This window comes from Achromobacter mucicolens (assembly GCF_029866465.1).
Classification (GTDB): Bacteria; Pseudomonadota; Gammaproteobacteria; order Burkholderiales; family Burkholderiaceae_B; genus Achromobacter; species Achromobacter mucicolens.
On sequence record NZ_CP123364.1, the window covers coordinates 1,715,889 to 1,731,012 of the forward strand.

The 15,124-nt window shown below is 67.4% G+C and carries 12 protein-coding genes; 3 read left to right on the forward strand and 9 right to left on the reverse strand.

What is annotated here, in order from left to right:
• Positions 1-45: 45 nt before the first annotated feature.
• The 8 genes from QEP15_RS07860 to QEP15_RS07895 form a co-directional block, all read right to left on the reverse strand.
• Positions 46-723, reverse strand: a complete 678-nt coding sequence (locus tag QEP15_RS07860) for an amino acid ABC transporter permease (protein ID WP_062838417.1) — start codon at positions 721-723, stop codon at positions 46-48.
• A 20-nt stretch (positions 724-743) separates the two neighbouring features.
• The gene (locus QEP15_RS07865) at positions 744-1,490 is read right to left on the reverse strand and encodes an amino acid ABC transporter ATP-binding protein (RefSeq protein ID WP_056320163.1); all 747 of its coding nucleotides are present in this window, start codon (positions 1,488-1,490) and stop codon (positions 744-746) included.
• 73 nt (positions 1,491-1,563) lie between these two features.
• Positions 1,564-2,421, reverse strand: a complete 858-nt coding sequence (locus QEP15_RS07870) for a transporter substrate-binding domain-containing protein (RefSeq protein ID WP_062838416.1) — start codon at positions 2,419-2,421, stop codon at positions 1,564-1,566.
• A gap of 10 nt (positions 2,422-2,431) precedes the next feature.
• Positions 2,432-3,379 carry an N-carbamoyl-D-amino-acid hydrolase gene (locus QEP15_RS07875; RefSeq protein ID WP_280148621.1) on the reverse strand — a complete coding sequence of 316 codons (948 nt, stop codon included), beginning with the start codon at positions 3,377-3,379 and terminating at the stop codon, positions 2,432-2,434.
• A gap of 23 nt (positions 3,380-3,402) precedes the next feature.
• Positions 3,403-4,881: a dihydropyrimidinase gene (gene hydA, locus QEP15_RS07880; protein WP_152383877.1), complete on the reverse strand. Its 1,479-nt coding sequence runs from the start codon at positions 4,879-4,881 to the stop codon at positions 3,403-3,405.
• Positions 4,882-4,909: 28 nt separating this feature from the next.
• On the reverse strand, positions 4,910-5,689 hold the full coding sequence (locus QEP15_RS07885; protein WP_056320173.1) for an SDR family oxidoreductase: 780 nt from the start codon (positions 5,687-5,689) through the stop codon (positions 4,910-4,912).
• 14 nt (positions 5,690-5,703) lie between these two features.
• Entirely contained in the window at positions 5,704-6,630 is a 927-nt protein-coding gene (locus tag QEP15_RS07890; protein WP_152383878.1) for a dihydrodipicolinate synthase family protein, read from the reverse strand.
• Positions 6,631-6,750: 120 nt separating this feature from the next.
• Positions 6,751-7,692 carry a LysR substrate-binding domain-containing protein gene (locus tag QEP15_RS07895; protein ID WP_056320178.1) on the reverse strand — a complete coding sequence of 314 codons (942 nt, stop codon included), beginning with the start codon at positions 7,690-7,692 and terminating at the stop codon, positions 6,751-6,753.
• A 152-nt stretch (positions 7,693-7,844) separates the two neighbouring features.
• Here QEP15_RS07895 and QEP15_RS07900 point away from each other — a divergent pair, with 152 nt between their 5' ends.
• The 3 genes from QEP15_RS07900 (at position 7,845) to hrpA (ending at position 14,010) form a co-directional block, all read left to right on the forward strand.
• The gene (locus QEP15_RS07900; protein ID WP_056320180.1) at positions 7,845-8,525 is read left to right on the forward strand and encodes an aspartate/glutamate racemase family protein; all 681 of its coding nucleotides are present in this window, start codon (positions 7,845-7,847) and stop codon (positions 8,523-8,525) included.
• A gap of 7 nt (positions 8,526-8,532) precedes the next feature.
• Positions 8,533-9,942, forward strand: coding sequence for an FAD-binding oxidoreductase (locus tag QEP15_RS07905; protein WP_142049791.1), 1,410 nt, complete (start codon positions 8,533-8,535; stop codon positions 9,940-9,942).
• Positions 9,943-10,026: 84 nt separating this feature from the next.
• Positions 10,027-14,010, forward strand: a complete 3,984-nt coding sequence (hrpA, locus tag QEP15_RS07910; RefSeq protein WP_280148622.1) for an ATP-dependent RNA helicase HrpA — start codon at positions 10,027-10,029, stop codon at positions 14,008-14,010.
• A gap of 81 nt (positions 14,011-14,091) precedes the next feature.
• Here hrpA and lpxO read toward each other — a convergent pair whose 3' ends face one another.
• Positions 14,092-14,991 carry a lipid A hydroxylase LpxO gene (gene lpxO / locus QEP15_RS07915; protein ID WP_056320184.1) on the reverse strand — a complete coding sequence of 300 codons (900 nt, stop codon included), beginning with the start codon at positions 14,989-14,991 and terminating at the stop codon, positions 14,092-14,094.
• Positions 14,992-15,124 lie beyond the last annotated feature (133 nt).

Below are 15,124 nucleotides of genomic sequence, written 5' to 3' on the forward strand. Positions count from 1 at the left end.
TTCGTAAAGATGCGTTCGCGCAGTGCTTCCCGTCAGTGCTTCCTGTCAGTGCTTCCACTTGAAGCGCGTTTCGGTCCAGCGCCCCAGCACGACCACGGGCAGGAAGATCAGCAGGCACGCCACCGCGGCCAAGGTCAGCGGCGTGGCGTTGCCCGCATTGCTGCTGGCCGATTGCGCGTTGTTGAGCACTTCACTCAAGCCCACGACAGAGCCCAGCGCGGTGCTTTTGGTGATGGCGATGACGCGGTTGGTCAGCGGCGCGACCGTCAGCCGCATGGCCTGCGGCATCACCACATACACCATGCTCTGCAGCCAGTTCAGCCCCGTCGAGCGCGCCGCCTCGGCCTGGCCGCGCGGCACGGACAGGATGCCCGCCCAGAAGATTTCCTCGGCAAAAGCGGCCAGCACCAGCGACAGCGACAGCCAGCACGCCATGAACGCCGACATCGAGAGGTTGATGTACGGGAACGCGAAGAACAGCACCATGATCACCACCAGCGGCGGCAGCGCACGCAGGATGTCGGCAAAGCAGATGATCAGGAAATTCACCGGCCGGATGCGCAGCGCGCGCACCACGGCCAGGACGAGGCCGAGCGCCACGCCTGTCGCGGCCACCGCCACGCCCAGTTGCAGCGTGACCCACATGCCGGCCAGGATGTCGGGCAGGTAGCGCCAGGCGACTTCCGCATTGAAGAACGAGAACAGCAGGGCATTCAGATCCATGGCGCACTCTTCAAACCGCGTTACGCGGCATGTTCCGCCATGCTGGCCAGGAAGGCCTGCGTGCGGGGTTGTCTGGGGGCGCCGAAGACGTCCTGCGGCGGGCCTTGTTCGACGATCACCCCGCCGTCCATGAACACGACCCGGTCGGCCGCCGCGCGGGCAAAGCCCATTTCGTGGCTGACCACCATCATCGTCATGCCGTCGCGCTTGAGTTCACGCATCACGTTCAGCACGCTGCCCACCAGCTCCGGGTCCAGCGCGCTGGTCGGCTCGTCGAACAGCACCACCTTGGGCCGCAGCGCCAGCGAACGCGCGATGCCCACGCGCTGCTGCTGGCCGCCGGATAACTGGTCGGGATAGGCTTTTGCCTTGTCGGCCAGCCCCACGCGGTCCAGCGCCTCCATGCCGCGGCGGTCGGCCTCGGCACGCGCCAGCTTCTGCACCTTGCGCAGCGCCAGCGTGATGTTCGACAGCACGGACATGTGGCGGTACAGGTTGAAGTGCTGGAACACCATGCCGATGTTCTGGCGGATGCGGTTCAGCTCGGCGGCGGGGGCGGTGATTTCCTCTCCGTCGACGTGGATGCTGCCGGCTGTCGGCTCCTCCAGCCGGTTGCAGCAGCGCAACAGGCTGCTCTTGCCCGAGCCGGACGGGCCGATCATGAAGACCAGCTCGCCCTTGCCCACGTCCAGGTCGATCCCTTTCAGGACCGCGTTGTCGCCATAGGACTTGTGCAGCCCGGCGATTTTCAGGATCGGCGTTTCCATTGAAAGCTCCTCAAAGCGCGGGCGGGAGGCCGCGTGGCGGCTTCCCCCCTGTCGTTGGCGGTGCGCCGGAAAATCAGCTGCAGCGCAGCTCGACCGGCTTGGCGTCGTAGCCCGGCAGGTCCGGCACGCCCTGGCCCGGCGTCACCGTGACCGCCGCGGAGCCCGGGGCAGGCGTGAAGCCGAACCACTTCTGCGCCAGCTTGGACACCGTGCCGTCCTGCTTGAGGCACTTGAGCGCCATCGACACGCGGTCGCGGCCCGCCTGGTCGTCCAGCCGGAACGCCAGCGCCCACACCAGGCCCGTCTTGATCGTGTAGCTGGTGCGCACCGCCGGGTTCTGCTTGGCCGCCCACGCCGCCACGGTGTTGCCCGCCAGGTTGGCGTCCGCGCGGCCGGCCTGCACGGCCTGCACAGCGTCGGCGTTGGAGGCGTACACGTCATACGTGAAACCGTACTTGGCGGCGTTGTCGCGCGCCCAGTTCTCGTAGGCCGACCCCTTGTTGACCGCCAGCTTGCGGCCCTTCAGGTCATCCAGCCCCTTGATTTCCTTGCCGTTCTTGCCGATCACGAAGGTATAGTCCGTGTTCAGGTAGCCTTCGGAAAACAGCAGGGCGCGGGCGCGTTCCTCGGTGGCCGTGGTGGGCGCCAGCACGAAGTCGTACTTCTTGGCGTTCAGCCCCGGAATCAGCGCCGCGTATTCGGTGCCCTCGATCTTGATCGTCGTGCCCAACTGCTTGGCGATGGCTTGGCCGAGTTCGATGTTGAAGCCGTCCAGGCCGCCGCCCAGCTTGGGCATGGCGTGGGGGGCGAACGTGGCGTCCACGCCGGTGGTCAGCGGCTGGGCGGCAACCGCGGCCAGGCTGGCGCCGGCCAGGCACAACGTGAGGCCGCAGCGGCCGGCAAAAGTCAGGGTGCGGAGAAGGCGGGTCATGGCAGGTCCTTTAGGGAAGAGGCGTCTTGCCCAGGGCGGGTCCGGTTCCCACGCGCTCAAGGATCAAGCCGTAGTGTTCCGGACGCCGGTGGGCGGCGAAGTTGAAGATGTGCTGCTTGAAGGTGTCTCCCAGCGCCAGATCGGCCTGGCAGAAAATCACCTCGTCCTCCTCCCCCTGCGCCTGCGCCACGATCTCGCCCGTGGGCGCGACGATGGCCGATCCGGCGATCAGGTGGCTGCCGTCCTCGTTGCCGGCCTTGCCTGCGGCAGCCACCCAGACCGCGTTCTGATACGCGGCCGCCTGCAGACTGAGCAGGTGGTGGAACATGCGCAAGTGGACCGGTTCGTTCCAGTGGATGTTCAATGACGGCGTGTTGTATCCCAGCGCCACGATTTCGGCGCCCTGCAGCGCGAGCACGCGCCAGGTCTCCGTCCAGCGGCGGTCGTTGCACAGGCACATGCCGATGCGCGTGCCCAGCGTTTCCCAGACGTTGAAGCCGTCGTTGCCGACTTCGAAGAACTTCTTTTCCAGGTGCTGGAAGGGCGCCTCGGGCTTGTGGTCGCTGTGGCCCGGCAGATGGATCTTGCGGTAGCGTCCGACGATGCGAGCGTTGGCGTCGACCAGGATGCTGGTGTTGTAGCGCCGGCCGTCCGAGGCGATTTCCGCATAGCCCAGATAAAACCCGATGCCCAGTTCCCGGGCGGTGTCGAACAGCACGCGGGTCTCGGGGCCGGGCATCTCCTTTTCGAAATAGCGCGCCATCGCCTCTTCTTCGGTCATCCAGTAGCGCGGAAAGAAAGTGGTCAGCGCCAGTTCCGGAAACACCACCATGCGCGCGCCGCGTCCGTGCGCCTCGCGCATCATCTCAAGCAGGCGGGCCACCGCCTGCCGCCGGGTCTCTTCGGGTTGCACCGGACCCATCTGCGCGACCGCCAGGCCGAAGGGACGTTTGCTCATGCCGTGATCCTTTGCTCAGTGACTCAGGCGGCGCTATCGGCCGAAAAGTATTTGCGCACCAGCGCGTTGGGATTGCCGGTCAGTCGCTGACGCAGCACCGGTTCCGGCGTGCCGCGCTTGATGAAGCGGCCGCTGCCGCGCGCCACGTGCAACTGTCCGTCCTCGACGGCGATGCGGCCGCGGCTGATGACCACTTCGGGCCAGCCGCGCACCGTCCGGCCCTCGTAGGGCGTGTAGCCGACGTTGTCGTGCAGCATGGACGCGGAGATCGTCACTTCGCGTTCCGGGTTCCAGATGGCGATGTCGGCGTCCGCGCCCACGGCGATCGTGCCTTTCTGCGGATACAGGCCGTAGGTGCGGGCGTGATTGGCCGCGGTCAGCGCGACGAAGCGTTCGATGGAAATGCGCCCGCCCAGCACGCCTTCGGAGAACAGCAGCGGCATGCGCACTTCCAGTCCCGGCACGCCATTGGCCACGTCCTTGAAGGTGGTGGCCTCGCCCTTGGGCAGCTTGCCGCTGGCATCGAAGCGGTAGGGCGCGTGGTCGGACGAATAGATCTGCAGCGTGCCGTCGGCCAGGCCCTGCCAGACGGCCTCTTGCGAGGCAGCATCCCGCGGGGGCGGGCTGCAGCAGAACTTGGCGCCTTCCAGTCCCGGCGCGTCGATGTCGTCGGCCGTCAGGAACAGGTATTGCGGGCAGCTTTCGGCGTGGATCGGCAGCCCCAGCGCCTGCGACGAATGCACCACGCGCACGGCTTCCAGTCCGGCCACGTGCACGATCAGGATCGGCACATCCATCATTCGGGCCAGCGTCACGGCGCGGTTCGTCGCCTCGCTTTCGGCCAGCGGCGTGTGGGCCACCGCGTGATACTTGGGCGCCGTCATGCCGCGTTCGGCCAGGCGGCGCGCCACCCAGCGGATCATGTCGTTGTTCTCGGCGTGCACCATGACCAGCGCGCCCTCGCGGTCGGCGACCTCCAGCACGTCCAGCAGCTGGTAGTCGTCCAGCTTCAGGCGGTCGTAGGTCATGAAGACCTTGAAAGACGTGATGCCGTTCTTGATGAGCGCGGGCAGGTCGTGCTTGAGCGCCTGTTCCGTGGGATCGGACAGAATCAGGTGAAAGCCGTAATCGATGACGGCCTTTTCCTCGGCGCGGCGGGCGTAGTCGGCCACGACTTCAGGCAGCGCGTTGCCGCGATGCTGTGCCGCGAAGGGGATGATGGTGGTCGTGCCGCCGAACGCCGCGGACACGGTTGCGCTGTAGAAGTCGTCGGCGCACATGATGCCCATGCCCGACAGCTGTTCGACGTGGCAGTGGCTGTCGATGCCGCCGGGCAGCACCCAGCGGCCCGCGGCGTCGATGTCGCGCGCGCCCGGCGGCAGGCCCTGGCCCAGCGCGACGATCACGCCGTCGCGCACGCCGATGTCGGCATGGAAGGTGTCGGCGGCCGTGCTGATGCGGCCGTTGCGGATCGTCAGATCGAATGCTGCGGTGTCGGTCATGGATAGGGATTTCCGGGCGAATGTGTGGTCAGAGCGTGCCGGGATAGATGCCGCCGTCCAGCACGAGGTTCTGCCCCGTCATGAAACCGGCGCGCGCGCCGCACAGGAAGGCGCAGGCGTCGCCGAACTCGGCGGGGTCGCCATAGCGGCCCGCGGGGATGCCCGCCAGCCGCGCAGCCAGCACGTCGTCCACCGTCTTGCCGCTGTCGCGCGCGCCGCGCTCGGCCGTCTGGCGCAGGCGGTCCGTCAGGAACGGGCCGGGCAGCAGGTTGTTGATCGTGACGCCGTGACGCACGGTCTGGCGCGCCAGGCCCGCGACAAATCCGGTCAGCCCGGCGCGCGCGCCGTTGGACAGGCCCAGGATGTCGATGGGCATTTTCACGGCGGCCGACGTGATGTTCACGATGCGGCCGAAGCGGCGCGCGATCATGCCGTCCACCGTCGCGCGGATCAGCGCGATCGGCGTCAGCATGTTGGCGTCCAGCGCCGCAATCCAGTCCTCGCGCGACCATTCTCGGAAGTCGCCCGGCTTGGGCCCGCCCGCGTTGGTGACCAGGATGTCGGGCTCGGGGCACGCCGCAAGCAGCGCCTGTCTTCCGGCCTCGGTGGTGACGTCGGCGGCCACCGTGACGACCGAGGCGCCCGTTTCGCGGCGGATGGCGTCAGCCGCGGCGTCCAGCGTGGCCGCGGTGCGCGCGGCCATCACCAGATTCACGCCTTCGCGCGCCAGCGATAGCGCGCAGGCGTAGCCCAGACCCTTGCTCGATGCGCACACCAGCGCGTGCTTTCCCTTGATGCCCAGATCCATGCGTGCGCTCCTTTTCAGCCTTGCACGGGTTGGCGGCCGGTGGCGGCCAGGGACAATCCGACGCGCGCGACCGTGGCTTCCAGTTCGGCCGCGGTCACCGGATCGATGCGCATCCCCGGTGCGCGCAACGCATGACTCTTGATGGCGCCGCGGCGCTGGTACACGTATTTGCGCAGCGCCAGTCCGATCTTGGGCTGGAACTCGTAGCGGATCAGCGGGCAGTAGCGGTCGAAGATCGCGGCGGCGCCGGCGTGGTCGCCGCTGGCGTAACGTTCGTAGATGGCGACGAGGATCTCCGGAAACGCAAAGCCGGTCATGGTGCCGACCGCGCCGCGCTGCAATTCCTCCAGGAAGTACACGCCGCCCAATCCGCCGAAGATCGCCATCTCCGCGTCGGGCACCAGTTCGCGGATGCGGCTGATCTTCTGGCCCACCGGCGGCTCTTCCATCTTGATCATGTGCACGCCGCCTTCGCGGCCCAGGCGCGCCACCACCTCGGGCCGGATCTCGGTGCCGAAGGAATCCGGAAAGTCGTGGATCACGACCGGGATCTTCACGGCGTCCGCCACCGCCTTGTAATAGTCGAACAGCAGCGCATCGCTGGCGTTGTCCAGGGGGGCGGCGAACACGGCCGAGGCGCCCAGTTCCTGAGCTTCGCGGGCCTGCTCGATGGCGCCGGCAATGCCGTGGGCGCGCACGCCGACCCACACCGGCACGCGGCCATTCGTGTGCTTGACGAAGGTTTCCAGGACCAGCCTGCGCTCGGCGTTCGACAGCTTGTGAAGCTCGCCGAGAAACCCGAGGATGGCCAGGCCGGTGACGCCGGTTTCCAGCAGGAAGTCGACCAGCGTCCGGATGCTGTCGGCATCGACGCGCAGGGCATCGTCAAAGGGCGTGGGGCAAATGGTGAAGACGCCTTTGGCGTCGATGGAGGCTGCCATCTTTTCTCCGTCAGGATGCGTGAAAACCGAAATCGGGAACGACGTTTCGATGTCATCCTAAAGCGGAACTTTTAGAACTCCACTTGCTTTTTTATTGCCTTGGTATAACAGCCGGTTAAGTCAAGGTTTACCCTTGGCAGGGTTTGCCTGGACCTGCGCCGACAGCTCGAAACCCTGCTCCTGCAGCGTGTGGCGCAGCACGTCCACGAAGGCTTGCGCAAGCTGCGACAGGGGCTCGAATCGTGACTGCACCAGGCTCGCCGTGAGGATCTTGGCCTGGTCGATCGGACGCACCACGAAGTCGCCTTGCGTGCGGCTCTTGACCGAAAATTCATCGACGATCGCGATGCCCGCGCCAGCCTGCACCAGCGAGCACGCGTTCTGCGGCGAGCTCACTTCGACAGCAAGCCGGCGGGTCTGGCCGGCCTCGTGGTACATCTGCTCGACCAGCATCCCGAACGGCGTGTCGCCGCCGTAGGAAATCAGCGGGTAGGGCAGCAGGTCGCCGATCGACAGCAGCGAGCGATGGGCAAGCGGATGGTTGTAGGGGCAGATGCAGACGAGCCTGGCCTGCCCGATCGGCTGGGTCAGCAGGTTGGGGTGCTGGACCGGCAGGATCACGACGCCCAGTTCGGCGCGGTTGTCCAGCAGCATCTGCGTGAGGGGCTGCTGCGTAAGCGGCTGGAAGGTGATCTTGACGTCCGGATGCGTTTCGCGAAAGCGCGAGATCGTCAGCGGCACGAGCATGTGGCCGATGCTGGGGCTGGACACCAGGTGCAGGATGCCGCTGCGCCGCTCCGACAGTTCCGAGGCCAGCTCGCCCACGCGGCGCACGCCCGCATAGACGGTTTCCACTTCGCGAAAGAGTTGCCGGGATTCGGGCGTGGGATAGAGCCTGCCCTTGATGCGTTCGAACAGCGCGAAGCCCAGGCGCTGTTCCGTGTGCGACAGCAGCCGGCTGACCGCAGGCTGCGAGACGAACAGCAGCTTGGCCGCCCCGCTGATCGAGCCCGTGGTCATCACCGCCCGGAAGACTTCGATTTGCCGCAGATTCAGTTGCATGGCGCGCCCGCTCCGAATTGACGCGACGAGCATAACAAAGGGTTAAGGGCAGCGCACAAATTGACAATACATGCTCAGGCCGTGCGCGGCTAGACTGGCGCCGTACCTTGCCCCGGACCGCGCCCGCGCGTCGCCAACACCAGGACGGACGAATGGAACAGACCCTGTTTGTGATCAATCCCAACTCCACGCAGGCCGTGACGGACGCGTTCGACGCGGCGCTGGAACCGCTGCGCATGGCCGGTGGTCCGCGCATCCGGTGCCTGACGCTGGCCGAGGGCCCCGCAGGCGTGCAGACCCAGCTGGACGTCGAAAGCGTGACCCTGCCGCTGGCCGCCCTGGTGCGCAAGCTGGACGCCGACCACGGCGCCGCCGCCGCCGGCTACGTCATAGCCTGCTTCAGCGATCCGGGCCTGCATGCCGTGCGAGAAGCCACCCGCAAGCCGGTGCTGGGCATCAGCGAATGCGGCATGCTGACCGCCCTGACGCTGGGCCAGCGCGTTGGCGTGATCGCGATCCTGCGCCAGTCGCTGCCGCGTCACGGGCGGATGTTCGGCGCAATCGGCCTGGCCGGCCGCGTGGCGGCCGAGCTGCCGCTGGATCTGGGCGTGGTGGAACTGTCCGACGAAGCCCGCACGCGCGAGCGCCTGCTGCATGTCGGCGCGCGGCTGCGCGACGAACATCAGGCCGACGTGCTGGTGCTGGGCTGCGCGGGCATGGCCGCCTATCGGGGCTGGTTGCAGGCCGAGCTGGGCCTGCCCGTGGTCGAGCCGACCCAGGCTGCCGCGGCGATGGCGATCGGCCGCATCCGCCTGAACTGGCACGGCGCCTGAGGCCACCATGCGCAACCATGAACTGATCGAGCGGCTGTCGCATCTGGTGGGCGATGGCGGACTGGTGCTGGATGCCGACGGCCAGGCGCCCTACGTGCGCGACTGGCTGGGCAAGTGGCAGGGCAGCACGCCCGTGGTGGTGCGGCCGCGCAACGCCACGGAGGTGTCCGCGGTCATGCGGCTGTGTCACCAGACCCGCACGCCGGTGGTGCCGCAGGGCGGCAATACCGGGATGAGCGGCGGCGCCACGCCGGATGGCAGCGGCGCGCAAGTGATCCTGAGCCTGAACCGGATGAAGCGCATCCGCGAGGTGGACCCGGTCAACAACACCTTGTGCGCCGACGCCGGCGTGCTGCTGGCCGACGTGCAGGCGGCCGCTCGCGAGGCGGGCCGCTTCTTTCCGCTTAGCCTGGGCGCGGAGGGCAGCTGCACCATCGGCGGCAATCTGGCCACCAATGCCGGCGGCACCGCGGTGCTGCGCTATGGCAACACGCGCGACCTGGCGCTGGGACTGGAGGTGGTGCTGCCGGACGGCCGGGTCTGGAACGGCCTGCGCGGGCTGCGCAAGGACAACACCGGCTACGACCTGAAAAGCCTGTTCATCGGCTCGGAGGGCACGCTGGGCATCATCACCGGCGCGGTGCTCAAGCTGTATCCCGCGCCGGCGGGCCGCGTGGCGGCCTGGGTGGGGGCCGAGACGCCCGCCCAGGTCGTGGGGTTGCTGAGCCGCCTGCAGAGCGTCTGCGGCGAACGGCTGACCGCGTTCGAGATGATGTCGGCGCGCTGCCTGGATCTGGTGGTGGCGCACGTCAGCGGCGCGGCCAGCCCGCTCGCCGGCCGTCACGCGTATTACGCCTTGGTGGAACTGTCCGACACGGAACCGGCCGGCCTGCCGGCTTTGCTGGAAGCCGCGTTGGGGGCGGCGCTGGAGGCCGGCGTCATCCAGGATTGCGTCGTCGCCATGAACGACACGCAGGTGCAGACCCTGTGGCGCCTGCGCGAGGGCATCTCGCAGGCGCAGGTGCGTGCGGGCAAGGCGGTCAAGCACGACATCGCGCTGCCGATCTCGCGCCTGGCGGCGTTTGTGGAGGAAGCGGATCTGGCGCTGGTCTCGGATTTTCCGGGGCTGCCCATCATCAACTTCGGCCACATCGGCGATGGCAACCTGCATTACAACGTGCTGCTGCCGCTGGACGTGGCGCCGGCCGAGTATGCCCGGCTGACCGCCGCGCTGAACCGGCGCGTGCATGACCTGGTGGCGCAGCGCGGGGGCAGCATCAGCGCCGAGCATGGCGTGGGCCAGTTGCGGCGCGACGAGCTGCGCCGCTACAAATCCCCGGTCGAAATGGACCTGATGCTGATGATCAAGCGGGCGCTCGATCCCAACCAGCTCATGAACCCGGGCAAGCTGCTGTAGGACAGCCGAGGCGGGCCGGGCAGGGGGCGCGCGCGCGAAGTCCGCCAGAAATTTATAATGGCGGGCTAATCGGATAAATCCTACATGCCTGAATCCTCCAGCCCGCGGGCGGCGAAGCAACCGGCGCCGCGCGCCAGCGACGCGGAAAAGCCCGGGGAACAATCCCGGAAAGACACCCGGGAACCCGCCCGGGCCCGGCCCGAAGGCCGCTTGGCCGCACCTCGTCCCGAACGGCCCATTCCGGCCGTCACCTATCCCGAAGACCTGCCCGTCAGCGCGCGGCGGCAGGAGATCGCGCGCGCCATCGCCGGTCATCAGGTCGTCATCGTCAGCGGCGAGACCGGCTCGGGCAAGACCACCCAGCTGCCCAAGATCTGCCTGGAACTGGGCCGCGGCCGCCAGAAGATGATCGGCCACACGCAGCCGCGCCGCCTGGCGGCGACGTCGGTGGCCAAGCGCATCGCCGAAGAACTGAACACGCCCATGGGCGAAGTTGTCGGCTACCAGGTTCGGTTCAACGACCGCACCGGTCCCAACGCGTCCATCAAGCTGATGACGGACGGCATCCTGCTGGCCGAATCGCAGCGCGATCCGCTCCTGCGCCGCCACGACACGATCATCATCGACGAGGCGCACGAGCGCAGCCTGAACATCGATTTTCTGCTGGGCTACCTGAAGCAGCTTTTGCCGCGGCGCCCGGACCTCAAGCTCATCATCACCTCGGCCACCATCGATGCCGAGCGCTTTGCCAAGCACTTTGCCGCCTCGGAAGACAAGCCCGCGCCGGTCATCGAAGTCTCCGGCCGCCTGTATCCCGTCGAAGTGCGCTACCGGCCCGTGCGCGAAGAGCCCGCCGCCGCCGCCGACGACGCGCCCGCGCCCAACAAGGCCGGCCGCGATCGCGAGCGCATGTCGGGCGACGAAGAGCGCGACCTGATCGACGCCATCGTCGATGCCGTCGACGAATGCGCGCGGCATGGCCCTGGCGACGTGCTGGTGTTCCTGCCCGGCGAACGCGAAATCCGCGAATCGGCCGAAGCGCTGCGCAAGCGCCATCCTGCTGGCACGGAAGTCCTGCCGCTCTTTGCGCGGCTGTCGCAGGCCGAGCAGGAACAGATCTTCCGCCCGCGCGGCAACGCGCGGCGCATCGTGCTGGCCACCAACGTGGCCGAAACCTCGCTGACCGTGCCCGGCATCCGTTTCGTGGTCGACAGCGGGCTTGCCCGCATCAAGCGCTATTCGTGGCGCAACAAGGTCGAGCAGCTGCGCATCGAGCCCATCAGCCGCGCCTCCGCCAACCAGCGCGCCGGCCGATGCGGCCGGGTGGGGCCGGGCGTCTGCATCCGGCTCTACGACGAGCTGGACTTCAACAACCGGGCCGCCTTCACCGATCCCGAAGTGCTGCGTTCGTCGCTGGCCTCGGTGATCCTGCGGATGAAGTCGCTCAAGCTTGACGACATCGAGCAGTTTCCGTTCGTCGAGGCGCCGCCGGGACGGGCGGTGGCCGACGGCTACCACCTGTTGCAGGAACTGGGCGCCATCGAGCTGGCGTTGGCGTCCGACCCCGACACGGATGCGGGCCGCACGGGCGCCTCGTTCGTCCTGACCCGCACCGGCGTCGAGCTGGCCAAGCTGCCGGTCGACCCGCGCATCGGCCGGATGATCCTGGCCGCGCGCGAACACCAGTGCCTGGCCGAAATGCTGATCATCGCCTCGGCGCTGTCCGTGCAGGATCCGCGCGACCGCCCCATGCAGGAGCGCGAGGCCGCCGAGGCCGCGCACGCCAAGTTCGGCGACGACAAGTCCGAGTTCGTCTCGTTCCTGAAGCTGTGGCGCTGGTATGGCGAGCAGGTGCAGCACAAGGCCTCGCAGCGCAAGCTGGTGAGCCTCTTGCGTCAGAACTTCCTGTCGCCGATCCGCCTGCGCGAATGGCACGACGTGCACACGCAGCTTGCGGCGCTGGTGGGCGAGCAGGGCTGGCGCGTCAACCAGTCCGAAGCCACGTATGAACAGCTGCACATGGCGCTCCTGTCCGGCCTGCTGGGCAACATCGGGTTCAAGAGCGATGAGGGCGGCAGCTACCTGGGCGCGCGCGATATCCGCTTCCACATCCATCCGGGTTCGCGCCTGGCCAAGAAGGCCGGCCGCTGGATCATGGCGGCCGAACTGGTCGAGACCACCCGCCTGTATGCGCGCTGCGTGGCGCGCATCGACCCGGTATGGCTGGAGAAGGTCGGCGCGCACCTGATCCGCAAGAACTGGTCCGACCCGCGCTGGGAAAAGAAGGCCGGGCAGGTGGTGGCCAACGAGCGCGCCACGCTGTATGGCCTGGCCATTTACACCGGCCGGCGCATTCACTACGGCCGCGTGAACCCCACGCATGCGCGCGAACTCTTCATCCGCCAGGCGCTGGTGCCGGGCGAAATCGACACGCGCCTGCCGTTCGTCGCGCACAACCGCAAGCTCATCGCGGGCATCGAAAAGCTGGAACACCAGACTCGCCGGCCGGACATCCTGGTCGACGACGAACTCATCTACGCGTTTTACGACCGGCAACTGCCCGCCGACATTTCGCAGACCGCGTCGCTGGAAAAGTGGGTAAGCGGCCTGGACAAGGCGGCCGCCGCCAAGCTGATGCTGACGCGCGACGAGCTGATGCGCCACGAGGCCGCCGGCGTCACGACCGATGTCTTCCCCAAGAAGGTGGAGTGGCAGGGCGTGTCGATGGCGCTGGACTACCACTTCGAACCCGGCTCGCCGCGAGACGGCGTCACGCTGTCGGTGCCGCTTTTCGCGCTGAACCAGATCGATCCCGCGCGCTGCGAGTGGCTGGTGCCCGGGATGCTGAAGGAAAAGGTGCACCTGCTGCTCAAGTCGTTGCCGCAGAAGCTGCGCCGCCATTGCGTGCCGCTGCCCGACTACGCCGCCGGCTTCTACGACCGCTGGTTCGACCGCCAGGCCGATCCGCAGCAGGGGCTGGTGGACGCGATCATCGCCGACATGTGGGATCAGGTGCAGGTGCGTCCGGCCGTGGGCGACTTCAAGCTCGAGACCTTGCCCGCGCATCTGTTCATGAACTTCCGCGTCGTGGACGAGCACGGCCGCATGCTGGCCGCCGGACGCAACCTCGCGCAACTGCGGGCCGAGTTCGGCAAGCAGGCCCAGGCCACCTTCCAGCAGCTGGCGGCCAGCGACACTCAGGTCGCGCAGGCGCTGGCGCACGAAAACCTGACTTCCTGGTCGTTCGGCCCCTTGCCCGAGATCATGGAGATCAAGCGCCGGGGCCAGTCCGTCATCGGCTATCCGGCGCTGGTGGACCGCGGCGCGCATTGCGACCTGGATGTCTTCGACGATCCGGACGAGGCGCGCAAGCACCATCGCGCGGGTCTGCTCAAGCTCTTCCGGCTGGGCCTGCGCGAACAGGTCAAGTTCCTGGAAAAGAACCTGACCGATCTCACCAAGATCAGCATGCTGTACATGACGCTGGGCACGCAGGAAGAACTGCGCGACCAGATCATCGACTGCGCGCTGGGGCAGGCCTGCCTGGCCGAACCGTGGCCGGTGAACGAACAGCAATTTGAAGCGCGCCGCGCCGAGGGCAAGGGCCGGCTGGGCCTCTTGGCCCAGGAAGTCGCGCGGCTGGCGGGTGCGGTCCTGACGGAATACGCGGCGCTGCAGCGCAAGCTGCCGCAAGCCAAGCCGCATGCGGCGGCCTACGCAGACCTGCAGCAGCAGCTTGGCGCGCTGATGCCCAAATGGTTCATCCGCGACACCCCGTACGCGCAGTTGTCGCACTTTCCGCGATACCTGAAGGCGGCGGTGGCGCGCATCGACAAGCTGCGCGCCAATCCGGCGCGGGATGCAAAGCTGGTGGCGGAAATGGCGCCGCTGGTCACGCAGTACCAGCGGGCGCGGGCGGCGCTCAAGGGCGCGCCCGATCCCCGGCTGGACGAGTTCCGCTGGCTGCTCGAGGAATTGCGCGTGGCGCTTTTTGCGCAAGAGCTGCGCACGCCGATGCCCGTGTCGGTGAAACGCCTGATGAAAAGCTGGGAGTCCCTGCAGCGCTAGGCTGGGTGTCTGACACCCTGGAGCCGGCGCCCCGCCTGCCAGGGGCCCGTCCGGGTGTCAGACACCGGTGCACGTGCGTTGTTACAGCGCCAGAAACCCGACGACCACCAAAGCGATCAGCCCGTACTTCGTGGCTTTGTACGCCGTGCGGTTCCACTTCTTGAACGCCTTGCGCTTCTGGTCGATCACCCAGTGCGCGTGGGTCAGCTTGTTGATGGCGCCGGTCTGGTCGCCGCCGTCGTTGGGCGAGCTGGCCGCGGACATGACCTTGCGGCCGAACCAGCGGTTGAAGGCCTCGGCCCAGCGCCACTTCAGCGGGCGCTCGACGTCGCAGAACAGGATGATCCGGTTCTGGTCCGTCTTGTTGTAGGCCTCGTGCACGTAGGTTTCGTCGAACACCACGCTTTCGCCATCGCGCCAGCTGTAGTGTTCGCCGTCCACGATGATGTGGCAGCCGTCGTCGTTGGGCGTGGCCAGGCCCAGGTGATAGCGCAGCGACCCGGCAAACGGGTCGCGGTGCGGATTCAGTTGGCCGCCCGGGGGCAGTTCGGCAAACATGGCGGCCTTGACCTTGGGCAGGCCTTTCAGGATGGCGACAGTTTTGGGGCAAAGTTCTTCGGCCGACGGGTGGCGGGCGTCGTACCACTTCAGGTAGAAGCGCTTCCAGCCGTACTTGAAGAACGAGTTGAAGCCGATGTCGTTATGGGTGTCGGCCGCCTTGATCCGGCGAAGCTCGGCCATCTGCATGGCTTCCTCGCGGATCGTTTCCCAGTTGTCGTCCAGCACCTTCAGTTCGGCGATTTCGCTGGTGGTCAGGTAGGGGGTGGTGGGCACCCGCGACGTCAGGACCATGAACGCGTTGATCGGCGCCAGCAGCACCGAGTGGTCCAGCAACTGCCGGCCCAGCGGCAGCTTGACGCGGCCGCGGAAGTGCGCGAACAGGATGGCGGCAAGCCAGATCCCGGGTATTAACCATTTCATAGGTAGATCTCGTCGTGCATCGGGGTGGTGCGGTATGGGCGGTATTGTCCCACAAGCGGGCGACGCCAATCAGCCAGCAGGGCGCGCGGCCTGCCGGATTCTGATTCAAAGGATTGCCCTCTGGAGGTCGGCC